Origin of the sequence: Bacillus sp. FDAARGOS_1420 (genome assembly GCF_019344915.1) — a bacterium.
Lineage (GTDB): Bacteria > Bacillota > Bacilli > Bacillales > Bacillaceae_G > Bacillus_A > Bacillus_A mycoides.
Map to the genome: position 1 here is coordinate 164434 of NZ_JAHWJB010000004.1, position 24904 is coordinate 189337.

A 24904-nucleotide genomic window follows, 5' to 3' on the forward strand; every position below is an offset into this window, starting at 1 on the left:
TTATCAAGAATGGGTCTATCCGAAAAAATATAGAACTCGAGAAGAAGCGAAATCCAGTATTTTTAAATATATTGAAGTGTTTTACAATCGAAAACGCAGTCATTCTGCCCTGAAGTATGTATCACCGACTCAATTTGAAAAAAGGTTTTATGAAAAGCAACAATTTCAAGCTGCTTAACGAATAAAATGTCTCTGTTTAATGTGTCTATTTTCTTGACATAACACCAATATCTAGATGCGCATCATTAGTCAACAGAAGCCACTTACATTATGTTGTAGACATTGACATAAAAGGATTCTTTGACAATGTTAACCACGGTAAACTTCTGAAACAAATGTGGCACATGGGAATTCGAGACAATAAATTGTTATCTATACTATCTAAAATGTTGAAAGCTGAAATCAAAGGGATTGGAGTCCCTAAGAAAGGTACGCCTCAAGGTCGGATTTTATCACCTCTACTATCTAACATAGTTCTGAACGAATTAGATTGGTGGATAAGCGACCAATGGGAAACATTCCAAACCAAACGTGATTATGGAAGATATAGAGATGCTTCCAATAGACTAGACAATAGTAATAAGTATAGAGAAATGCGGAAAACACGACTCAAAATGATGTATATCGTAAGATATGCGGATGATTGTGCGCCACGAAAGTGTGCGTGAGTAACAAGATTACTCAAAGCAACTATGCTGTACAAATGATGACGGTGGGCCCGTCGAAGTCGCCATACAGGTGGAGATTTCAAACCACCTTAAGGTGCTGTAGTCAAAAGCTATGGTATTGAGCGTTAAGGAAAAGGCAATCAAGAATTGTCAGGTGAGTATTATGGAGATGAACGAGCATGTGAACTACTTACGAAAATGTCGAAAGCGTAGAGATTCCATCAAAACTAGGGGTAGTCGTTAATCTAGGATAAGCTTAGAGGAAACCTGTTTACTGGCTAAGCGGTGGGCGGCATAAAGGTGGCATGAACATAATACAGGCATTTGTACGGAACGTGGGAACCTACGGACTGATGTTAAGGGAGCATTTCAAGTGGAAGAACCACAAGAAAAGAGTACCGATGCAGTCATAGGGGCAGATTGGATTGTAGTAGTGAAGAAGCTTCTATAATGGAAGTGGAGCGAAGAATCCAGGTTATTCCGTTTCAAAGATAAGTCAACTTTGAAAGGAGGAGGAACTTATGCAAGAAACAAAACCATTTGGTATTTCAAAGAATATTGTAATGATGGCCTTTGAGCGAGTAAAAGCCAATAAAGGGACATATGGAATGGATGAACAGTCCATCGAAATGTATGAAATGAACTTGAAGAATAATTTGTACAAATTATGGAATCGTATGTCCTCAGGAAGTTATTTTCCAAAACCAGTGAAAGCAGTAGCTATTCCTAAAAAGAATGGAGGAATAAGAATACTAGGTATTCCAACAGTTGAAGACCGAGTGGCACAAATGGTAGCGAAACTCTATTTTGAACCAAGGGTGGAGAGATTGTTCTATGAAGATTCTTATGGATACCGACCAAATAAGTCAGCGATTCAAGCAATTGAAGCGACAAGGAGAAGGTGTTGGCGGAAGGATTGGGTGTTAGAGTTCGATATTAAAGGGCTATTTGATAACATCCGACATGACTATCTAATTGAAATGGTAAAGCGTCATACCAATCAGGAATGGGTTACGCTCTATGTACAAAGATGGCTAACAACACCTTTCCAAATGGAAGATGGAAGGATAATAGAAAGAACCGCTGGCACACCGCAAGGTGGGGTTATCAGTCCAGTTCTTGCGAACTTGTTTCTCCATTACACATTTGATGATTTTATGGTAAAAGAATTTTCAAGTATTCCTTGGGCAAGATACGCAGATGATGGAATAGCACACTGTACTTCATTGAAACAAGCAAAATATCTTCAACGGAGACTGGAAGAAAGATTTAAATTGTTTGGACTAGAGCTAAACTTGGAGAAAACGAAAATTGCCTATTGTAAAGATGATGATAGACAACTGAACTATCCGAACACTTCATTTGATTTTCTTGGATATACGTTTCGACCAAGGGAGGCAAAGAACAAACATGGGAAATTCTTCACAAACTTTTCACCAGCTATTGCCGATAAAGCTAAGAAAGCAATTAGAAAAGAAGTGAGAAATTGGCGATTACAGTTGAAAGCAGATAAAACATTACAGGATATTTCCAATATGTTTAATAAGAAAATCCAAGGGTGGATTAATTATTATGGACATTTCTATAAATCAGAAATGTATAGTGTATTGCGGTATATCAATAGTGGCCTAATAAAATGGGTTCGTCGAAAATATAAGAAGCGAAAACATCGAAGGAAAGCAGAATATTGGCTAGGTACTATTGCACAACGAGATCGTAAACTATTTGCACATTGGAAATATGGGATACTACCGGCAATGAATAATGGGAGCCGTATGAGCTGAGAGGTTCACGTACGGTTCTGAGAGAGACTTAGGGGGAAGATCCTTGGGTCTACTCACTTCAAGATATTTTGTAAGGATGCAAAATCAGCTCAGAAAACTTATGTGGCAGTAAAAAAATGGCTAAATGAAAGATTGGGTTTAGAAATTAGCCCAGAAAAATCCCAAGTGACAAACCTGAAAAAGAATTATCGAGAAAATTAAAGAATCCATCACCAAAATAAAAAGCAATCCTTCTACGAATGAAGCAAATCGTTTCAACGCTCTGATTTTAGGGTTTCATAATTACTATAAAGTAGCAATAAATGTAAGTGTAGATTTTGCACAAATTGCTTTCTTAGTCAAAAAGAACCTATATAACAGTACAAAAAGTATACGAGGTCGTACAGGATTACAAACGAAAACCTATAGAAAATTGTATGGAAAATACAATTTCAAACCTGTATATATATCAAAAGTAGCATTATTTCCAATATCAGGAATTAAAACATCGCCTCCTATGAATTTTAAACAATACATTTGTAACTACAATAGAAGGTAGAAAGTATATACATGTTTAGTGCAGAATAAAAGTGGTTCTTACGAACTTTTGGGGAGTTGTTTTTGTAATCACTACATTGATATAATAAAAGAAAAGGAGTGGAAAATCATGCGTGAAATTTCGTGGTCAGCGCCAGGTACTTTTCTCATACTGAAAGACATCTACCAAATGGAAGATCATTTACGCTTAACGATAGAAAGCACACAACGCTCACACTCTTGTCCAACATGTCACTATAGATCTTCTCGACCCCACAGTCGCTATACTCGTCTCATACAAGATCTTCCTCTTTCAGACAAACCCATCAAATTATTACTTCTTTCACGCAAATGGTTTTGCGATTCTCTTACTTGTCCAGTTAAAGTATTTACAGAGCGTTATGATTGGCTGGCTTCTAATGGTCGCCGAACCATTAGAGCAGAAGAAGTATTACGAAAAATAGCTTTTTCAACAAGCTGTCTAGCTGGAGAAAAGGTTGCACAAGCCATGTACCTACCGGTTACCCATGATGTATTATTAGCTATTATTCATAAAACAAATATTGAAGTTGAGGTATCTCCCTTTTGTCGGAATAGATGATTTTGCTTTTCGAAAAGGACGTACCTATGGTTCTTTGATTTGTGATTTACAGAGTCATAGGCCACTTGCTCTATTACCAAACCGAGAATCTGAACAAGTAACTCAATGGCTGAAAATATATCCTCATATTGAAGTCGTCAGTCGTGATGGTTTTACAGGATTTCGTCAAGCAATATCTGATGCCAATTCTTCTATTTTACAGGTATATGACAGGTGGCATTTTATTCGAAATGCCAAGAAACAATTAGAAAAAATACTTACCACTTCGGTTCCTTCTACTATTTCTTGGTCTTCCAAACTTCCTATCCAACCTGTAGAAAAGATAACAAAAGCAGAGAAAGAGAAAGAAATTCGTCAGAATAGAAAATGGGAGTTAATCCAACGTATTAAGCAAGCCCATCGGGCTGGAAAATCTATGTGTACGCTCGCTAAAGAATATAAACTTAGCTGGAAAACAATTCGAAAATACATTCAAATGAATGGCCCGCCGTCATCTGATCGATACAAAAAAAATCTAGTACGAGGGTTTGATAATTTGATTATTCAGTTGGAAAATAAAAGTCATACCCTTAAAGAAATTGATCAATTGATTCGTCTGGAAGGCTATTCCGGAACTTTTTTAGCAGTACGTACAGTTGTAGAAACATTACGCCGTAATCGAAAACAAGGTCATCGCCAAAATCCTGTTTATCATGTCTCTCGTCAGCAACTCATCCGCTGGTTTTGGATTCATCCGGAGCAATTAACTAAGAAAGAAAAACAAGACCTTGTACAATGTTTTTCTAAATATCCGGAAATACGTCCGCTTTATCAAATGGTGCAACATTATCGAGAAAGCGTAAAACAATCTAATTATGAACAGTTTTTAAATTGGCTCAAACAGCAACTATCCCATAAGCAACAGCCTTTTTATCATTACGCTCGTCGCTTACGAAGTGATTTACAAGCAATTAAACATGCATTTTTACTTCCATACAGCAATGGTGTTTTAGAAGGACAAGTCAATCGCTTAAAAACAATTAAACGTATGGTATATGGAAGAGCAAGCTTACATGTATTGACCAAACGAGTCCTGTATAGATTGTGAATTATTATGTCAAAAAAATTAAGTGCATTAATATATTTCTAAGTCGTAAGCACTCCCCAAAAGTTCGTAAGAACCATAAAAAGTACTGAGTTGAGCAGAAATTTTGTCCTGAAAAAATTAGCATAAAAAAGAGGCTTGTCAGTTCCTAAAAGTCCCTCTACTGTTTTGGTTACCGCAACTAAACCAGAGGAGGAAAAGGAAAGGATGCTAACAATGCCTGAAATTAATTATATCAAACATTTACGAGAAAATGAGGACTTAAGTATATCTGAGATTGCTAGAAAGGTCGGGAAAGATTGGAAAACAGTAAAAAAATATGCAGATGGGGAAATTTATCCTTCGGATATCAGTTATACAAAGCGAGGTATGCTGTATAACAGCGAACACGGCGAAATGATAGATCTGTGGCTAGAAGAGGACAGTAAACTTCGCCGTAAGGAAAGAAGAACAAATAAAAAGATATGGAAACAATTACAAACAGAATATAATTTTAAAGGTTCGTATCGAACCGTATGTGATTACATTCAGCTTCGAAAACCACAAATGAAAATAGAGAAGTCTACACGATATGAAAGATTAGAACACCCAGCAGGAGAAGCACAAGTAGATTTCGGGAATATGACAGTTGTAAAAGACGGTGCATACAAAGACATTAAAGCACTTTTACTGAGCTTCCCTTACAGTAATGCAGCATTTGTATACTCATTACCATCTGAGAATACAGAATGCTTTTTAGAAGGCTTAAAACAATTATTTCATCAAGCTGGTGGTGTACCAACGCACCTTCGAATTGATAACTTATCTGCCGCTGTAGTCACAGTAGGAAAAGGTGATAATCGAACTTATACGGATGCATTTTTACAATTTCAAATGCATTATAACTTTGAAGTGCAACCTTGTAATCCTTATAGCGGGCATGAAAAGGGGCACGTTGAACGGAAAGTCAGTTATACACGGAACAATTGGTTTACAACCGCTCCGATTATGGAGAGTTTTTCTCAACTTGCACAATGGTTAGAAGTACAAGCAATAGAAGATCAGAAACGCCTACATTATGAGAAGGAAGTCATGATTGAAGACTTTTGGAATGATGATAATGCTGCGTTGAAACCATTACCTTTGGAAGACCTAACGGTCTTCTCGATGGACACAACAACGGTAAATAAATATGGAGAAATCACAGTGGATCAAGAACGTTTTGTTTTACGTAAAACGAACGTAAAACAAGTGATTATTATTAAAAAAGAATGGGATAAATTTACATGTTATACCTCAGAAGGTGAGAACATTTTTACAGAATACAGACCGTATATGCACACGAGTAGGCCGATTCCATGGGAAGAGATTTTTGAAGATTGGGAAAAGAAACCACGTGTTGTTCGTTATTCTAGATTTTTTAAATATTTACCTCAGCGGGTTCAAGATTATCTGCTCTTTCATAAGGATGAAAGAAAAGCTTGTTTAACAGGATTCAAATATTTAATTCAAAAATACTCATTACACCAGCTACACTTACTGTTAGAGAATGAAGAATGGTTGAAAAAAGCTCCTCATGAACTCGATATCATATTGCAAACTAAACAAGTGACGTATCCACAAAAATGGAAAGAAAACCATACGCCACCTGTTTTAATAGATTACGAAACAGATCTTCAGCAATATGATCGAAAGCTTTGTCCAACTTTAGAAAGGGGTTCATTCTCATTATGATACAACGAAACCTGCAAGACGCCTGTAAATCACTGCATTTAAGCTATATTATGGACCATTATGATGAAATATCTTTTGAAACCAAAGAACAATTTCTGTGTGATATTTTCAATATAGAAATTGAATCTCGTCAAACGAAAAAAGTAGCAAACTTAATCAAGAAAGCGAAATTTCGAGAGTTAAAATGGCTCAAGAATTATGAATGGAGCGAACAAATTCATCTGCCATCTACAACGAGTCAAGAGCACATTTGTGAATTGTGATTTTTTGAAGGGAAACAAAACCTTTTGTTACTCGGATCTTCTGGAACTGGGAAAACGCATTTAGCTACAGCATTAGGTTTGAAGGCCTGTGAACAGGGATATCAAGTAAAGTTTTTCCGAGTAGCAGATTTAGTAGGTCTATTAGAAGAGGCTTTAAAACAAGGGAATTTAACCCGTATCAAGAAGCAAATTGAAGCCTGTGATTTATTAATTTTAGATGAACTAGGTTATGTACCATTTCAAAAGCAAGGAGCGGAGCTCCTATTTCATATTATTGCCGACTGTTACGAACAAAAAAGTGTCATAGTTACTTCAAACTTAGAATTTGGTCAATGGAATCGTATATTTGGTGATAACCGACTTACTTCTGCATTGGTGGACCGTTTGGTCCATCATGCTCATATTATTGCATTCACAGGTGAAAGTTATCGTTTGCGAAATGCTTTATCTTCTGGAAATACCCAAATTAACATTTAAAAAAGTAGCTGCACGCCTCTGGAATTTTTCAGGAATTGCTGCTTGCACAAAACACACTAAACGGATACTTTTTACTTTTGTACCGATTTTCACAACCGATGAAGTTCCTTTCACTTTAAGATCTTTGATTACTGTTACAGAATCACCATCATTTAAGATATTTCCGTTTGCATCTTTAATTACCTTTGTATCTTCACTATTTTCAGTTGCTGATTCTAAAGTCCACTCATAGGCACATTCCGGGCAAACAAAAAGATTTCCATCTTCGTAAGTGTACTCTGAATTACATTTTGGGCAATTAGGTAAATTAGACATATTTTTATTTCCTCCACGTGTTATCATTCATTCTATATATAGCTTTTTAAAACTTTCATTTTATAATTTCATAAGAATAGCAATTCTGAAGTTGAAATTTAAGAAGCTACCCTTATCTATGTTTCAAGAACCTATTTTTATCGCATATCTTTCAGTTTCTTAATGATCATGTTCGGTGTTGCCCATTCATCACGGTCAAAGTCAGAAATAGACACTTCAATATTTAAACGTTATTGAAATTCTACTAATAAAGATACTGTAGCAAAAGAATCTAGAATCCCTTCTTCAAATAATTGCACATCTGGGTTATCTTTTACGATATCATCTTCACATACTTCTTCTAAAACAGTTAATACTTGATCTTTAAATCCAGACATTATTTATGCTCCTCTATATCCATGATTTATCATTAATTTTTTCATAGTTTTCTATTTTTTAACACATCATTTAAAAGAATCTGTACCATCATCATTACAAAGCTACCCCTAGTTTTTGTATAATAGTTATTCCGGTTTAACAAATAATCGTTCCCTGGAATATATGTGATTACAAACCCTTTGTTCTTTTCTTTAGGGAATGGAATGTAAATATTTTTAACATCTGGCTGTATAGCTGGAATGTCTTTCGAAAACAAACCATTTAATTTCGTTAAAAACGTCTTTCCATTAGAGATAGGTTGTATTTTCTCAGCCCTGTTCACACCATCTTTGTTTTTACTTGAATCTATTCCCCATACAATTACACCACCAGAAACACAAGAAAAAAATGACACGCTTTCTTCATAATTCTCTTTATCCTCTTTGGAAAGAACACTACTCGTACAATTTGTTTTACATTGAAATGTAAGGAAGATATTCTCTTCTTACTGTTTGATGATCATTTGTTGGATGTATGAAAAACCTTCTTGTTCACACCTTGTAAAAATCTTCTCCTTCTTTATTTTTTAATAAAATAATTAAAAGAGTAGATCAAATCAAACAAACTTTGTATGTGAAGTGAATTTTTTATAAATCTAATGCATTTACTTTATTCTTTATTGTATTTGCTTCCTGAGATTGCTGAGAAAGCTCGATACATTCATGAAAAGCGAAATGCTTACACCCTATACATTTTTTTGTATTCAGATGTCCTAAAGCATAGTTAATAGCTTCCCCGGTATGATCAAAAAAGTTTTTTCCCCCAATCTCAGCGTACAATCCATTCTTATCTAGAGTTGTCTTTAACTCGGATTGAATTCCTGAAATGAGAAGTATGCCACCTTGCTTTTTAAAATGCTGAACAATATTCCTAAAGTAAGACTCTCCTGTTGTATCAATAAATGGAACCTTGCCCATACGTAAAATTAAAACTCTGGGTTTATAATGAATGGTCGCTAAAATATTTTGTTCAAATGTTTGGGCAGCCCCAAAGAATAACGGACCTTCTATTGTGTAAATACTAATTTGTGGGCAATCATGAGATTTATTTACCACATGGGGTAACAATTTTTCATTCTTTTTTGTATGATCAGGAAGTACTTTCGATATGATAAGCATATTACTCATACGTTTTGTAAACAAAATAATAGCTAAAATAAGACCGATTTCCACAGCTGTTGTCAAACTAGTAAATACAGTAAGCAAAAATGTTACCAATAATACAAGGGAATCTCCTGTCTTCATTTTAAGTATATGAACAAAATGTTTTCGTTCACTCATATTCCACGCTACCACCATTAAAATGGGAGCCATACTAGCAAGTGGAATATGTGATGCATATGGAGCTAATAGTAGAAGTGTGAATAACACAAATACCCCGTGAATAACTCCTGACATCGAAGATGTAGCTCCACTCTTAATATTGGTTGCTGTTCGAGCGATCGCTCCAGTTGCCGGAATCCCTCCAAATAATGGGGTAACAATATTGGCAATGCCCTGACCAATCAGCTCTTTATTACTGTTGTGCTTACTATTTGTCATACCATCTGCCACGACAGCGGATAAAAGAGATTCAATACCACCCAACATTGCAATAACAAATGCAGGGCCAATCAATTGTTTGATACGCTCTACTGTGATTTCTGGTATATCAAATTGAGGAAGTGTATTTGGAATCGTGCCATATGCTGTGCCAATAGTAGGAACATAACCTGAGAAAAATACAGTTGCAATGACAGTTGAAATTACAACCCCTACTAATGAACCAGGTACTTTGGGTAAAATTTTTGGTGTGATGAGCATAACGAAAAAGCAAATCAAAGCAGTTATAACACTATAAAAATTGGTGGTACTAATATGAGTAAAGATCTCCTGCAGGTTTGCTATAAATTCCTCATGCTTTTTTATACCTGTTAGCCCTAAAAAACTAGCAATTTGTCCCGTAAAGATAATGACAGCAATACCTGACGTAAAACCAATTGTTACAGGACGTGGAATAAATTTAATTAAAGATCCTAGTTTGAAAACTCCCATAAGACATAAAATAATTCCAGCTAATAAACCAGCAAGTAGTAAATCTTCATATCCATAGGTAATGACAATTCCTAAAAGAATTGGAACAAAGGCACCTGTAGGTCCTCCAATTTGATACTTTGAACCACCAAATAGCGAAATGAGTATTCCAGCAATACATGTTGTATAAATTCCATACTCTGGCTTAACACCAGAGGCTATTGCAAAAGACATAGCAAGCGGTATCGCAACAACTCCGACAATCATTCCTGACAGAAGATCCTTTTGAAAATGTCCCAATGAATATCCTTCAAACCTTCCCGTAAATAACCCTCTCATTACAAACCCTTCTTTTCTATTTATAATAAATCTGGATTACAAATGTATTTCTCGTTCCTTTATAGAGGAGATTTTCATTTTCACAAGAGAAAACATTATCCTAATATTTACTATACATTTTTCTTAAATGACGATCTAATTTACCTACATCTCCACCTTGTTGTACGTAGGATTTCAACCTTTCCGCTAGAAGTTCTCCGGCTCGACTATCTAGCTTCTTCGTATCAATAAATGATGTAATCCTTACCTTATCTGGAGTAATATCTCTACGAAACATCTGTCCTGGGATTTCACTCCAAAAACGATTCCATTCATCTAATAATCCGATTTGATCGCATAAAAAATCTTGAATCCCACATAGCCAAGCTGTACAAGCTGTATTTCTTTTTTGACATCCAACGCCATCTTGTAAATGCTGGCATGAAAAACAACAAGAATTCCCACTTTTAATACAAACTTTACAAACATGATGAGCTCCTATTGAGTGGAAAATTTCAATCCCATGTTGGATGATATCTTCTTTCTTAACTTCAATGCTCAACCTAATCCTCCTTAACTATCGTTTCAAGTTCTGTTTCATCTAGTTCTTCTAACATTGAAATCGTATCGATTAAATGGTTGTTAAAAATTTTCCGTGCAACTACCAGTAAATCCACAATCATAGGGTCTCGTAGAGAATATAAAACTCGTTTTCCATCTTTAGTACCAACAACAATGTTTTTTGAACGTAGTACACTTAACTGTTGAGAAACAGCTGAACCTTCCTTGTTAAGGATGGTTTGCATTTCATTTCCCATTAAAACACCTACTTATTTATAATTAAAGACCCAAAAGTATCATATACATATTCGAATGTTTGAATATGTATATGATACTTCTAGAACCTACAATTTTCAATAAAAACATTTGAATCCATATGGGTAAATTATTATTAGGTACATATTGTAATACTATGCCCCGTTTTTACACGTATTTTGGTTATACCCTACTATCAGTTACATTAGTATTGAATATTTTCATGAGAAATTAAAGCACACAATTCATAAAAAACGATATGTAATGAGATATTATGACATGTATCGAAATACATAAAGAAGGTGAATGACGTGAAAAGACTTCTAATTTTGTATGTTCTGTTTTCAATTTTAGCGGGCTGTTCTACAAAACAATCTCCAGTTGAAAAGCATGGGTCTAACGTTGGACATGAAGTTATTGAATTAACAAAAAATCCTACATCCCAAAACGAACCACTTCAATCCCCAGCTCCTTCAGTACAAGAAAAGGTCATTTTAGACGTGCCATTAATATCTCAAAAACCTGAATTGAAATACGGATGCGAAGTTACGAGCTTAGCGATGGTATTACAGTACGCTGGTATTAAAGTGAATAAAATGCAGTTAGCCAACAGTATCAAAAAAGATAATAGCCCGCTGTCTATGAATAAAAACGGAGACATCATTCAATGGGGGAATCCTAAAGAAGGATTTGTTGGAGGTATAACGGGTAAAACTAAGGGATATGCTGTCTACGTCCAACCGTTACAAGAATTGATGGAACGTTATCTTCCAAATCGCACAGTGAACTTAACAGGAAAAGCTTTTAATGATGTGCTAGCTCAAATCAAAATGGATAAACCTGTAGTGGTTTGGACAACCGGAGATTACAAAGTTCCGGATAGATGGGAGTCTTGGAAACATGGGAACAAACAAATCACAGCTCTTCTGGATTTACACGCTGTTGTACTTATAGGTTTTGAGGGTGGGTACATTTATATTAATGATCCTTTAAGCGGAAAAAAAGCGCATAAGGTAAAACAAGAACCTTTCATTCAATCTGGGGATGCATTGGGAAAACAAGCCTTATCGTATCGTTAACGAATTCAAATTTGTTTAATATCTATAAGAGCCCAAAGTAAAGAACATGAATTTTGTACGCTAAGTGATTGCCCTTATGAAAAAGTGGATTTTTTTATTAAGTTAAGAAAACAAATCAACCCTAAAACGAAAGAATGTGCTTTTTTGTTGCAAGTTAGCACAAAATTTGGTTCTAGGGGAGGGGCGCTATAAAATTTTAAGTGGATGGAGATTTTTTTCTACCTTTATTAGGGGGGAGAATAAGCTTTTCCTGTTTTGCTAGTGGAGGGATGAATGTATTACTATGAAGTTAATTATCCAACTAAACGGTTTGCTCCTGATCCCTGGTATAAAGAAAAGGTACTCAAATGAGCACCTTTTCTTTATTGATGAAATCCGGTAAGTTGTTAGTCTTCCAAGCTAACCATGACAAATACAACAGCTTCGAATTAATTATGTCATATATCTATTTATTAGTTTTTGAGAAAATAAGAATTGATAATAAGTGGACCTTGTAGGACTTGAACCTACGACCGGACGGTTATGAGTCGTCTGCTCTAACCAGCTGAGCTAAAGGTCCATGGTAAGCGATTAGTTTTCCAAGCCAATCGCGATAATGAATTATACCGAAATAAGTATATATTATTTTGAATAGAAAGAAAAGACACCCTAACGAATGCCTTTCTCCGACTTGATACCCACTTCAATTTTTACAAAATGTATTGGACTCCCATCCAATTATATTTTACTACATGGGATATGGAAACCAAAAGAAAAATAGGGGGTCATATGAAAATAAATTGGGGTTTCTTGCCCATCCCCTCCAAAAGGTACATTAAGGATTTATTCCATAAAAGGAAATGTCTTTGAATCAGTCTTCCCTACTCGATTCAGAGACATTTTAGTGATTCTATTCGTAAGAATAGATACAGCGAAGTTAAGATTCTTTCATTAGCCCACGTTTTTCAATCTCACGATATAATGTTGATTTTGTTACAGTCGTCTTTTTCTCGATTTGCTTAATCGTGTACTTTCTCGTTTTCCAAAGATCAATGGCATGATCTACTAAATCCTTGTTTTTTCCTTTACGTCCAAACTTTACTCCATGTTCCCTCGCTCTGAGCTTACCGGCCATCATCCGCTCACGAATAAAATTACGTTCCATTTCCGCGAACAGCCCCAACAGCGTAACCATTGCTTTGGTCATAATATCCTTGTTCCTACGTGTGTCAATTCCCTCAGATAAGCAAACAAGATAAATCCCCCTCTCCGAAAAAGACTCGTAGGTTTTCAACACGTACGAGATGGATCGTCCCATTCGATCCAATTTGTAACTAACTACCGTATCACCGGGTTGCACCACTTCAATTAGCTGCTTAAATTCTGTACGGTCATTCACATTCTTACCTGATATCTTTTCATAAAATAGCTTATCGACACCATATCGTTGTAATTTTTCGATTTGTATTTCTAAATCTTGATGTGCAGCGGACACGCGAGCGTTCTAGACTAGGAAAATTGGGGTTCCTAAAGACTTCTCTAAATTCTAGATTTTAGGTAATTTAACAAGCTATATATGCTCTGTCATAGGGAGGATAAATATTATGGATATCCCAAAAAACACAACGAACCAAAAGCGTTTGAGAATTATTAATGAAAATGAAATACAAACGATTTATTCTATACCGAGCTTTACCTACGAAGATCGCTGTCAGTATTTTTCTCTCACTCAACCAGAAAAAGAGTTGTGAGCAACATTCCGCTCTGTAAAATCTAAGGCTTACTTCATCCTACAACTCGGCTATTTTAAAGCGAAATGTTTATTTTTTACCTTTGATCTCCATGAAGTAGCGGAAGATTTGCGACATATTTTAAAGAAATATTTCAATGATAGCAAAATCACTGACCTTAGTTCCATTGGTAAAGTTACTAAACTTAAACAACAACAATTCATTCTTGAACTGTTCAACTACCAAAATTGTGATGCTGAAAAACGGTGCCTGTTAGAGAAAAAGGCTCGTAAGTCTGCCACATTTTGTAGTAAGCCCATTTATATTTTCCGTGAAATGATGAATTATTTATCCGAACAACGGATTATTGTCCCTGGTTACAGCTTTATGCAAAAAATGATAGGGAAAGCCATTACCTACGAACAAAGCCGTTTAGTTAGAATGTTTCAAAATCAACTGAGTCCACCCACTATCAAGGCATTGAAGCGATTGTTAGAAGATTCTTCGGGTCTATATGAAATCACCCGACTGAAACACGAACCGAAAGATTTTAGTATCACTGAAATTAAGAAGGAGATGGATCGAAAAAAACAAATACAAAATTTATATCAACTCGCTCAAAAATTGCTAACCAAGTTTGTTATCTCTAACGAGAGTATCAAATACTATGCTTCCTTGGTAGATTATTACTCTGTTTATAAACTGAAACGATTAAATGCATGGATTGGTTATTTGTATTGTTTTCCATCGCTATCAACGGATGCATGACAATCTAATCCATACGTTTACATATCGAGTAAGACACTACATGGATGAAGCGAAATCGGCAGGAAAGGAACAAGTATACAAATCTCATCTAGAAAGAAACCAGAATATAAAGAAAGTAGGAGAAGTACTTTACCTATTCACTGATGATCAAATTCCTGCAGATACTCCTTTTCAGAAGATTAAAGATCGAGCTTTTACCATCTTGGAACGTCCAAAATTGGCAGCCATAGCTGATCAAATCGTCACCAATATCAATTTAAACGATCTCTGCGTCCAGTATTTTTGATGGTTGATTTCTTAGCCACCTCTGCTCATGATCCATTGATGGAAGCTGTCCATTTTATGAAAAAAGCTTGTATGAAAAATAAGCCATTAGGAAAGTATCCTTCCGATACGTTTCCTCAACAATTTATCCCTAACGGGATGAAATGAAACGATACATCATCTATCAATTAAATTCTTTAGGACAAAAAGTGCTGCAGGCTGATCGCTATGAATTTTTCGTCTATCAACTTTTACGAAATGGTTTAGACGCAGGGGATATTTTTTGTCGGGATAGTATCCGATTTCGCAGGTTTGAGGATGATCCCATCAGCGATCTAGAGTGGAAACAAAAAGAAATTTTACTCACTGAGAATGGTCTAACTATTTTTAATCAACCGATTCAAGTCCATTTAACAGGGCTTGAGAAGGAACTTGAAACTCGTATTACAAAGGTGAACCACCATATTGCATCTGGAGAAAATAAATATATTCAGATTAAAAAACGTGGCTCACATAGTCACTGGACACTCCCATATGTTCGTGATAATGAATCGATGAATCATTCCACTCTTATTTCCACATCGGATAACTTTATTCGATTAGAAACGTTAAAAGAAGCAAATGATCGGGTCAGTAATGCTACAGCTAAACTGCCTATCTTTCAACATTACAATATTGACGAAATTATTCATTCCAGTAGCGATGGACGAAAAGCTGAAACAGGTATTCATACGATTAATGCTCGTCATTCCCCTAAACACTTCGGGCTGAGAAAAGGGATTGTTTCTTACACGATGGTAGCAAATCATATTCCTGTAAATGCTCGAATCATTGGAGCGAATGAATATGAAAGCCAGTATGTATTTGACATTCTTTACAATAACACTACAGATGTTCAACCAGATGTACATTCCACAGATACGCACGGGACGAATGAAGTGAACTTTGCCATTCTCCATTTTTTCGGTTATCAGTTTGTGCCTCGTTACAAGGATATTCATGATAAAGTCAGTAAATCTCTTTATGGATTCAAACATCCCAGTCAATATGATGATGATGTGCGGATTAAACCTGTTCGAAAAATCAACATGAACCTGATTATAGAAGAGTGGGAAAATATTCAACGTATCATGTTGTCACTTGCCCTTAAAAGCACGACACAAAGTATAATTGTCAGGAAATTGAGTTCTTATGCCCGGAACCAAGCGTGCCTTGTGGGAGTATGACAACATCATTAAAAACCTATATGTCTTGCAGTATATCGATTCCTCGCCTTTACGTCGTAATGTACAAAAGGCATTGAATCGAGGTGAAAGCTATCATCAATTATGCAAAGTAGTATCGTGTGCTAATTTTTGGAAGCTATGTTTTAAAACAGAACAAGACCAACAAATATGGAGGGAATGCAGTTGTCGTATCACGAATTGCATCATTTATTACAATGCGAGTATTTTGTCTAATATGCTGACTTACAGGGAGAGAAATGGACAAAGTTCAGACATGTTGAAACAGATTTCTCCGGTGGCGTAGCAGCATATCAATCTTTACGGTCGTTACGAATTTCATAGTAACCAAGAAATGATTAACATGGATGAGATCATTCAAGAATTAGCACAGTCAAAAGCTATAATCACAGCAGAAAACCACACCTCATTTGAGTGATATGAGAAAAGAAAGTACCTCTTAAACCAATAAAGTTCTGAGAGGTACTCCTTAATATACCTTTTGGAGGCGATGGGCAAGAAACCCCCATATCTAATCTGTATATTCTTTTTATACAAGAAATCTATCTGACAATAATAGCTTCTCCTATCAAGCTAGAAGCTATTAAACGTCAATTTATATAAGAAATCATGTACGTGTATGTATGTACAAAGGCCATGCCAACATTCATTCCAGCACAGACTATGTCACCTATCATTCAAAAAATCTATAATTAAGTATTAAGTAAGGAGAGCCAATCTATTATGAAATCTTGTATCAAAAATTAACTATTAAAAAACTAACAGGGGGTGCATTACGATTCTGGTACAAAGTTTAAAAGGACATTTTCAAAGCGTTTTTCTTTTTACACCAGAACCTTCATTTATCAGCAAATGGCTATTTATTACCTACAGAAAAAGAAAGTATATACAAATTTAAGACTGAATAATTTGAATTTTCTGTATTTATTCCATTGACGTAATATCAAAGAGTAGTTACAATAGATCTGGCTGTTAATAAGTCTTAACATAGAGCGTATACGTTTTTTTATGCAAACGTTTCGTTCTGAATAAACGAAAAATTTATATAAAGAGAGGACAGAATAGTATGAAAATAACCATAGCTATTTTAGTAGGGATTGTTGCATTAGAGCATTTATTCATCATGATCCTCGAAATGTTTTTTATTGATTCAAAAATGGCGAAACGTACTTTCAAATTACCGGAACATTTAGAAGGTGACCAAAACGTAGCCATTCTGTTTGCAAATCAAGGTTTATATAATGGATTTTTAGCCGCAGGTCTCATCTGGGGGCTTTTACTTGGGCTTAATCCCATTGGTTATATGGTTCAATTATTCTTCGTAATTTGTGTGGTAGCGGCAGCTATATTCGGTGGTTTCACATCCGATAAATCAATCATTGTAAAACAAGGACTTCCAGCTATCTTAGCATTGCTTGCCCTTTTATCTGTGATATAATAAAATTAAAACTGTTTTCCTTTAAAATATGTCATGCATCATGCTCCTCGAATTATTTTTCTTCCATTTTAATTTCACTTAGAAGACTTTGCAACAGAACTAACACAACAAAGCAGCTAGCAAAAGCTAACTGCTCAGTTAAAGGAAGGAACTTTATAAGACTTGGTCTCAGTTTCCAATAGTATAAGCTATTTGCTAGCTCTATGGATAGTATAAACCAAAGTTGGAATTTTATACGGGAGAGAAAATAATGGCTGCTTAGAACAAGGATGAGCGTTGTTTCGGACGTGCCCACTCCACAACTATCCTCGGTATAATAAAAAAATTACAAGATTGGTGGCAAAAACAAGTGGAAAGTGACAAAACCCGTATTCTAAGAACCCATTTAGAATCTATGATATATTCGTACAAAAAAGGATCCCTATGATACACAATTATCCAAGTAATATATACCGTGAACTGATTCGAGAGGATTTAGAAAAAGCACGAAAAGGACTCGTCCATCCTGAATCTACTTACAACAGGCTGCCAATGACGCAATTTACCGAGTGATTTTCCACATTGGAAAACCGAAGTACCTATTATCAGATTTGGCGGAAAGTAGACGAGAATGACATAAATATTCTCGAAAAAGTGACAACTATGCTTTGTGATGGCAGATATAGGGGGGATATCCCTTCCACATTCAATAAAAGAAGCGATGGATTATGGAATCATACGTTGGGTACATGAATATGGAGATTTGATTTATCCAAATGTGGAAGAAGAAAAATAAATCAACATATTTGGCATTTAGATGAAACTTACATCAAAGTCAAAGGAGAGTGGTATTACCTGTATCGTGCGATTGATCAAGACGAATACACCTTAGATATCCAACTTTGCAACAGAATCTTGTGAAGTTCTCGTGAAATTGACTTGAAAATTTGTTTATAAATAACTTTAATTACTTAAAAAAGGAGTGTCCGATACCGGAAACTCCTTTTTATAGCTGAGAATGAATAAGGTACCAGTTATCCCAATCTGGTATCTTATTTGTCTATTCCAACTATTTTATGCGTGTTAGGAATAGTATACCCTTATTTTCAAAAAATATAAACTAGGGTAATTTTGGGTATGTATCAAGAATTCCATACATATTAAAAAGTCCCTTACTTAGCAAGATGAAACAGTTAAGACGGTGTGATGGGAAACAAATTTTATCCCACACTACTTTAAAAATATTAAAATGGACCCTGTAGGACTCGAACCTACGACCGGACGGTTATGAGCCATCTGCTCTAACCAGCTGAGCTAAAGGTCCGATTTAGAAAAAGCACCTTTTCGAGTGCTCTTTTCTTTGTTACTGATAAAGAATTTTATAATACATATTGCATATACAATATAAAAGTAAAATAAATAAGATCCATGTAACTATACCATACTTATAAAAATAATAAATATATATTTTTTACCTTTGTTAAATGCAAAAAAACGTTGCAGATACCCTAGAATTATTAATAAATTTCTTGTTATTCAATTTAAAATTTGTTTGTAAAACCCGCAGATTATATCAATGGGTAGAATACATGAAGTAGTAACTTAAAAAGATTTCATGTGTCTTCATCGACCAGCTTGATTATTAGCTTTTCTACTACTATTTAATAAAGGCCCACTTATAACTATATTCTGGACTTATGTTATGATGATAAATATTGTGGACATAAGGTTTTTGTATAAAAGATTTCCCACTTTGAAATAGAGGTGTAATAGCAACATCCTCTTCAAGTAGCATTTTTTCAGCTTTACCTAATTGATTCCAACGTTTTTTAGGATCAGATAGCCATTCTTTTTTACTTTTTCTAACAATTTCATCATATAGTGGGTTAGAATATCCCATCTGATTTAGGGAACTTTTACTGTCGAACATATCAATAAAGGTCATTGGGTCTGCATAATCAGGGTTCCATGCAGCAAAGCTGAAGTCGTAATCTTGGGCAGATGCTAGTTTTAATTTTTGTTTAAACGGCATAGGCTTTGTATTCACTGTTATTCCCTGCAAATTATTTTCAATTTGGTCCTTTAGGTATTCTCCGATTTTCCTTTGGTTCCCTGTGTCATAATTTAATAATTCAATTTGAATGGTATGTTTCCCTGTCTCCTTTTTAAATGCTTCCCAGAGCGTTTGTGCTTTTGATTTATCTAATGAGAGTCCATTTTTAAAAGATTCACGGAAATCTTTTCCGTCAGGTCCTATTGCTAAACCTGCTGCAACTAGGTAATCGGCGGGTTTCGAACCATCATTTAATATTACGTTTGTAAGCTGTTTTTTATTTATAGATAATGCAATAGCTTCGCGCAATTTTTTATTCTTAAATACTGTATCTTGTCCATTTCGTCTTTGGTTAAATTGTAAAAAATAAGTGCTAGTCTCTAAATAAGATCCAAATTCTCCTTTTCTTCCTTTATACTTATCGATTAGTTCCGATGTTAATAAAGTTCGATCCAATTGATTATTCTCATATAAATTAACTTTGGTAGTAGGTTCTTTTACAATGTTAAAGTTAATTTCTTCAAGTTGCACAGATTCTTTATCCCAGTACGCATTGTTTTTTCGCAATGTCCATCCCTCTTCATGTTTCCATCTGGACATAATAAACGGTCCATTATAAACTACGGTATCCGCTTCTAATCCGTATTTATCTCCTTTTTCTTTGACAATTTTCTCGTTTAAAGGGTAGAAAGAAGCAAATGCCATTAAGTTAAGAAAATATGGAACCGGATCTTCTAATTGTACTTCAAGGGTTTGTGCATCAAGTGCTTTTACACCTAAAGTGTCAGGGAGTTCTTTCCCTTCATTTATGGATTTGGCATTTTTGAGTGGAAAAGCAATAAATGCATACTCGGCCGCTGTTTTTGGGTCTATAAGACGCTTCCAAGCAAATACAAAATCATGTGCTGTAACAGCATCTCCATTTGACCATTTAGCATTTTTTCGAATAGTAAATGTATATGTTTTTCCATCATCACTTTTCTTGTAGGATTCCGCCATACCTGGTATAGGTGTATTATTTTTATCAAGTCGATACAAACCCTCCATTACATTCCCTAATATATGCGCAGATACAGAATCGGTTGTTTTAGAAACATCCATTGTTGGAATTTCTTGCGTTTCAGATAAATTTAATACTTGCTTTTTTGTGGATTGGGTATCAGATGAAATTTCACTCTTTTTTGATCCATAACAAGCACTTAATGTTAACAATAGTGTCAAAGCAGGTATTATAGAATAAAATATTTTCATTTTGTATCTCCTTCTTTCTATTTTTTTGCCGTATTCGAATTCAGTTTTTTTTAATATTGGCTAGTCCCTTTTGCTTTATGTATCCATCTGAAAATATTTGTGAATCCAATTATAAGTACCTTTGAGAGGTTCTGTTGCAAAAATAAAAACAATTTTAAATGTATTTCTTCCACTTTCCCATACGGATATTCGTATCCTAAAAAAGAGTGTAAATCCGTATGAAGGAAAAAATATGTTTAAATGGAAATATAATCACTCTGATAGTATTTGACTCACTCTTAGAGGGGACCTTCAGTATAATTTGCGGTTTTAAAATGGAGTCGAAATGATAAAGAAACGAGGTGTATCCTGTTACGATAATTAAGGGCGCTAAAGGGTGAGCGATTCTTACCACATAGTACGCCACTTCATGTGAAAAAATATTGACTGAAATAGAAGGGTATGCCATATGATCAACAAAAGACAAACTCTCTGGATGAACCCGTATGTAGATAGGTATGTAGATAGGTATGTAGATAGGTATGTGTAAAGGGCTGTTCTTAGGCAGAAGACGTCTCAAAGTCCTTAGTCAGCAACCTTATTTTTAAAAAATAATATCTTTATTCTATAGGATTTGATATACTCAACTACAAATAAATTTACAGTGATAAGTGAGGGATATACCATTGAATAAAAGACATATTTTTATGGGCGCTGTCATGAGTAGTGTCCTACTTGTATCAGCATGTGGAGCATCATCAGACAAAGTGGTTACTTCTAAAGCCGGTGACATTACAAAAGAAGAGTTCTATACTCAAATGAAGCAACAAGCTGGGAAACAAGTGTTACCTGACATGGTTATGGAAAAAGTGTTTATTAAAAACTACAAAGTTGAAGACAAAGATGTGGACAAGAAATACGATGAAATGAAAAAACAATATGGTAAACAATTTGATACGTTATTAAAGCAACAAGGTTTAAAAGAAGAAACCGTCAAAAATAAAGTTCGTGCTTCCTTAGCTCAAGAAAAAGCGATAGAAAAAGCAATTACAGAGAAAGACCTAAAAGCAAAATATGAGGAGTATAAACTTGAAATTAGGGCTAGTCATATTCTTGTAAAAGACGAAGAAACTGCTAAAAAAGTGAAAGAAGAACTGGCACAAGGTAAATCTTTTGAAGAGTTAGCGAAACAATATTCTGAAGATCCAGGTTCAAAAGAAAAAAATGGAGACTTAGGATTTTTCGGGCCAGGTAAAATGGTAAAAGAATTCGATGAAGCCGCTCATAAGCTGAAAAAGGGGGAAATAAGTGAACCAGTAAAAACACAACACGGTTACCATATTATTAAAATAACAGATACGAATGCGGATAAAACTTTCGATCAAGCAAAAGCGGACATTAAAAAAGAACTTGTACAAGAAAAAGCACAAAATCCTGAATTTATGAATAAGGTAACGATGAAAGAAATAAAAGCAGCGGATGTAAAAGTTAAGGATACAGATTTAAAAAATCTTTTCGAAGAACCAAAAGTGGATACGAAACAAGACGAAAAGAAATCGTGAAAAAGCTTGGGCTGTGGAGAAAGTCTTCTCCACAGCCTGTTTTTGTGTCTGAACCTCTTTTTATGTATCAACACTGATAAAAAAGAGGTAAAGGAGAGATTTTTTATGATGGGGGCTTTAAAAAATCATCGTGATGAGCGTGTATCCGTTTCTGTAGAAGAATTAGTTCCGCAAGACCCTTTCCTTTGTGCGATTGAAGCGGCAATTAGTTTTAATTTTATTGTGGAAAAGTTACGCCCTTATTACTGTGAAAACAATGGTGGTCCGTCAATTCACCCTATCGTTTTATTTAAGATGATGTTTATCGGATATTTTTATGGTATTCGTTCAGAGCGCCAATTGGAAAAGGAGATTAAAACGAATATTGCCTACCTTTGGTTTCTAGGTTTTTCTCTATCAGATACAATTCCAGATCATTCTACAATCAGTTGGAATCGCCGTACTCGTTTCATTCATACGAATATTTTCGAAGAAATTTTTGATGAAATTGTGAGTCAAGCGACCGAGCACCGTATGGTGGGGGGGGGGACGTGCGCTGATGACAGATTCTACACACATTAAGGCGAATGCCAATAAAAATAAATTTGTATATAAATATAAAAAAGAAAAAGCAAAGTTCTATATAGATGAACTAGAAGCTGCGGTAATCGAAGATTTGAGGTACATGGAAAAAAGAAGTAAAACCTAGAAAGGAAAGTGATACCCCTACTAAAAAAACTCGTATCAGTACAACGGATCGCGAAGGATATCGTCAATATAAATCAAATCCAGAAGACTGCGCTGTTTGTCCGCTACGTGAGGTATGTTTTTCAAAAAAACAAAAAGTTATCACTCATCATATATGGGAAAAATATAAAGATATCGCTAGAAAAAACAAACTAACAGCTACAGGGAAAAGGTTGTATAAAGTACGCTGTTCAACTATAGAGCGAATCTTTGCGGATGCCAAAAAACTACATGGCTATCGATATGCTCGGTTTCGAAGGCTGACGTTTGTCCAAATGCAAGCTTACCTCACCGCAGCTTGTCAAAATATGAAAAAATAGCCCTTCACCTAACCAAAAAGAGTCTGGTGGAGGGCTATTTTTCTAAAATTTATTATTTTATATTGTTTTCATTCACTAAAATTAAAAAGGATTGCAGAGTGTTGGGAACCCTAAAGGCTTTCCCAACACTCTGAAAAAAACACCATTAATAATGGTGTTTTTTTCTTTTTCCCCTTGTTTTTGATCTGTTCAGCTTGGTGATAGAATCAAAAACAGCCAAATTTCTCTATACAATGGAGGAAAGGTGGAGATTTTTTAAGTTGGTTTCTCAAAAAATACTACCTGACCATTGCATAGAGAAAAACAAACCCTAATATAAATATAAAAAGAGAGAAATACCTAGGATACGCATAAATTTCTAAGTAATAATAGAATATAGTAATTTAATATGGATAGGAGATGTTTTATTTGTCTAAGCAATGTAGGAAGTGTGGTCACAGACATTGCAAATGTATCAACGCTAATAAGCCGATTGGCCCAAGTCCAGATCGCTTGATTGGACAGAAAAATGTAACCGAACTTAAAGGAGGACTTACAGATGTTCCTGGTATCAGTGTGGGGCATGCTGAGGATAAATGTGGTCGTACAGGTTGCACCGTGATTCTATATCCGAAAGGGGCTGTTCCTGGCGTAGATGTAAGAGGAGGGGCACCGGGGACATTACAAACTGACGCTATTCGACCAGGTACTTCGACTGATGTAGTGCAGGCTGTTCTCCTCACAGGCGGCAGTAATTTTGGTCTGTCGGCAGCGACAGGAGTAATGAATTGGCTTGCTGAAAGAGACTTCGGTGTCCAAACAGAGGCCGGACCGCTACCGACAGTGCCTGCGGCAGTCATCAACGACTTAATTTACGCAAAAGGTTCCCATAGACCGGACGCGGCATTGGGCTATGCTGCCAGTCAAGCTGCGAACACGGGACGCGTAGCCGAAGGAAGCGTAGGTGCCGGCGCAGGTGCGACAGTCGGAAAAATTTACGGTATACCGATGAAGGGCGGAGTCGGAACTGCCTCTTGGAAAATCCCAGGTGGGCCTATTGTAGCAGCACTGGCGGTAGTTAACGCAATTGGAGACATTTGGGATCATAATCATATCATCGCTGGAGCGCTACGACCAGATGATACTTTTGTTAACCAAACCCGGGCACTCCTGGAAGGCGTGCCTCCGATGTCCATCCAGAATAGAAACACGACCATTGCGGTAATAGCTACTACAGCTCGATTGACCAAAGTAGAGGCAGGCAGGGTAGCGACACTTGCGCACGATGGAATGGCTCGAGCCATCTCTCCCGTACACATCCAGCAGGATGGTGACACAGTCTTCTGTCTTGCCACAGGTACCGACACCAGCGGTCTAACAGGTGATAATGCCATAACGTTAATAGGTACAACTGCAGCAGTAGTATTGGAACAAGCCATTATACGAGGAGTCAAAGCGGCCAAACATAGACATTAAATATATAAAAATCAATAGTTTATGTCTGCTAATACTAGACATAAACTTTGTTTCCCAACAGTGATAACAAGCTTTACTTGTATTATAATGAAC

12 protein-coding genes, 2 tRNA genes and 10 pseudogenes are annotated in these 24904 nt (G+C 35.7%); 14 read left to right on the forward strand and 10 right to left on the reverse strand.

Annotated features, from left to right (window positions below; genetic code table 11):
- Positions 1-7: 7 nt before the first annotated feature.
- The 7 genes and pseudogenes from I6L50_RS35275 to istB all read left to right on the forward strand — a co-directional run.
- Positions 8-178, forward strand: a pseudogene (locus tag I6L50_RS35275) (IS3 family transposase); the annotation flags it as partial.
- A gap of 49 nt (positions 179-227) precedes the next feature.
- Positions 228-644, forward strand: a pseudogene (locus tag I6L50_RS32120) (reverse transcriptase/maturase family protein); the annotation flags it as partial.
- A 545-nt stretch (positions 645-1189) separates the two neighbouring features.
- Positions 1190-2452: a group II intron reverse transcriptase/maturase gene (gene ltrA, locus I6L50_RS32125; protein ID WP_219304091.1), complete on the forward strand. Its 1263-nt coding sequence runs from the start codon at positions 1190-1192 to the stop codon at positions 2450-2452.
- A gap of 646 nt (positions 2453-3098) precedes the next feature.
- On the forward strand, positions 3099-3569 hold the full coding sequence (locus I6L50_RS32130) for a transposase family protein (protein ID WP_219304093.1): 471 nt from the start codon (positions 3099-3101) through the stop codon (positions 3567-3569).
- Positions 3570-3603: 34 nt separating this feature from the next.
- On the forward strand, positions 3604-4656 hold the full coding sequence (locus I6L50_RS32135) for a transposase (RefSeq protein WP_257475459.1): 1053 nt from the start codon (positions 3604-3606) through the stop codon (positions 4654-4656).
- Positions 4657-4860: 204 nt separating this feature from the next.
- The gene (istA, locus tag I6L50_RS32140; protein WP_219304094.1) at positions 4861-6366 is read left to right on the forward strand and encodes an IS21 family transposase; all 1506 of its coding nucleotides are present in this window, start codon (positions 4861-4863) and stop codon (positions 6364-6366) included.
- Positions 6363-7106 (forward strand): annotated as a pseudogene (gene istB, locus I6L50_RS32145) (IS21-like element helper ATPase IstB). The gene istA and the pseudogene istB overlap by 4 nt, the downstream one beginning before the upstream one ends.
- A 54-nt stretch (positions 7107-7160) precedes the next feature.
- Here the strand turns inward: istB and I6L50_RS32150 are convergent.
- The 6 genes and pseudogenes from I6L50_RS32150 to I6L50_RS32175 all read right to left on the reverse strand — a co-directional run.
- Positions 7161-7421, reverse strand: a pseudogene (locus I6L50_RS32150) (zinc ribbon domain-containing protein YjdM); the annotation flags it as partial.
- A 137-nt stretch (positions 7422-7558) separates the two neighbouring features.
- Positions 7559-7798 (reverse strand): annotated as a pseudogene (gene dltC, locus I6L50_RS32155) (D-alanine--poly(phosphoribitol) ligase subunit DltC).
- A 41-nt stretch (positions 7799-7839) separates the two neighbouring features.
- A pseudogene (locus I6L50_RS32160) lies at positions 7840-8361 on the reverse strand (hypothetical protein).
- Positions 8362-8425: 64 nt separating this feature from the next.
- Positions 8426-10189, reverse strand: a complete 1764-nt coding sequence (locus I6L50_RS32165) for a SulP family inorganic anion transporter (protein ID WP_219304095.1) — start codon at positions 10187-10189, stop codon at positions 8426-8428.
- 100 nt (positions 10190-10289) lie between these two features.
- Positions 10290-10730 carry a DNA mismatch repair protein gene (locus I6L50_RS32170; RefSeq protein ID WP_219304096.1) on the reverse strand — a complete coding sequence of 147 codons (441 nt, stop codon included), beginning with the start codon at positions 10728-10730 and terminating at the stop codon, positions 10290-10292.
- A 1-nt stretch (position 10731) separates the two neighbouring features.
- Positions 10732-10980: pseudogene (locus tag I6L50_RS32175) on the reverse strand (transcriptional regulator); the annotation flags it as partial.
- Between the two features lie 315 nt (positions 10981-11295).
- Between I6L50_RS32175 and I6L50_RS32180 the strand changes: the two are divergent.
- Positions 11296-12063, forward strand: a complete 768-nt coding sequence (locus I6L50_RS32180; protein WP_219304097.1) for a C39 family peptidase — start codon at positions 11296-11298, stop codon at positions 12061-12063.
- Between the two features lie 485 nt (positions 12064-12548).
- On the opposite strand, the gene I6L50_RS32185 is transcribed toward I6L50_RS32180, so the two are convergent.
- Both I6L50_RS32185 and I6L50_RS32190 read right to left on the reverse strand, forming a co-directional pair.
- Positions 12549-12622: transfer RNA gene (locus I6L50_RS32185), tRNA-Ile, on the reverse strand.
- Positions 12623-12979: 357 nt separating this feature from the next.
- Positions 12980-13537 carry a recombinase family protein gene (locus I6L50_RS32190; protein ID WP_219304098.1) on the reverse strand — a complete coding sequence of 186 codons (558 nt, stop codon included), beginning with the start codon at positions 13535-13537 and terminating at the stop codon, positions 12980-12982.
- 109 nt (positions 13538-13646) lie between these two features.
- Here I6L50_RS32190 and I6L50_RS35910 point away from each other — a divergent pair.
- The 3 genes and pseudogenes from I6L50_RS35910 to I6L50_RS35300 all read left to right on the forward strand — a co-directional run.
- Positions 13647-16466 (forward strand): annotated as a pseudogene (locus I6L50_RS35910) (Tn3 family transposase).
- 648 nt (positions 16467-17114) lie between these two features.
- On the forward strand, positions 17115-17486 hold the full coding sequence (locus I6L50_RS32200) for a DUF1304 domain-containing protein (protein ID WP_219304099.1): 372 nt from the start codon (positions 17115-17117) through the stop codon (positions 17484-17486).
- A 712-nt stretch (positions 17487-18198) separates the two neighbouring features.
- Positions 18199-18368: pseudogene (locus I6L50_RS35300) on the forward strand (DDE-type integrase/transposase/recombinase); the annotation flags it as partial.
- 347 nt (positions 18369-18715) lie between these two features.
- Here I6L50_RS35300 and I6L50_RS32210 read toward each other — a convergent pair.
- Both I6L50_RS32210 and I6L50_RS32215 read right to left on the reverse strand, forming a co-directional pair.
- Positions 18716-18789, reverse strand: a tRNA-Ile gene (locus tag I6L50_RS32210).
- 333 nt (positions 18790-19122) lie between these two features.
- On the reverse strand, positions 19123-20769 hold the full coding sequence (locus I6L50_RS32215; protein ID WP_219304100.1) for a peptide ABC transporter substrate-binding protein: 1647 nt from the start codon (positions 20767-20769) through the stop codon (positions 19123-19125).
- A gap of 686 nt (positions 20770-21455) precedes the next feature.
- Between I6L50_RS32215 and prsA the strand changes: the two genes are divergently transcribed.
- From prsA to I6L50_RS32230, 3 genes and pseudogenes are all read left to right on the forward strand, one after another.
- Positions 21456-22310: a peptidylprolyl isomerase PrsA gene (prsA, locus tag I6L50_RS32220; RefSeq protein ID WP_219304233.1), complete on the forward strand. Its 855-nt coding sequence runs from the start codon at positions 21456-21458 to the stop codon at positions 22308-22310.
- Positions 22311-22415: 105 nt separating this feature from the next.
- Positions 22416-23400, forward strand: a pseudogene (locus I6L50_RS32225) (transposase); the annotation flags it as partial.
- A gap of 364 nt (positions 23401-23764) precedes the next feature.
- Positions 23765-24811: a P1 family peptidase gene (locus I6L50_RS32230; protein WP_307897090.1), complete on the forward strand. Its 1047-nt coding sequence runs from the start codon at positions 23765-23767 to the stop codon at positions 24809-24811.
- Positions 24812-24904: the final 93 nt, after the last annotated feature.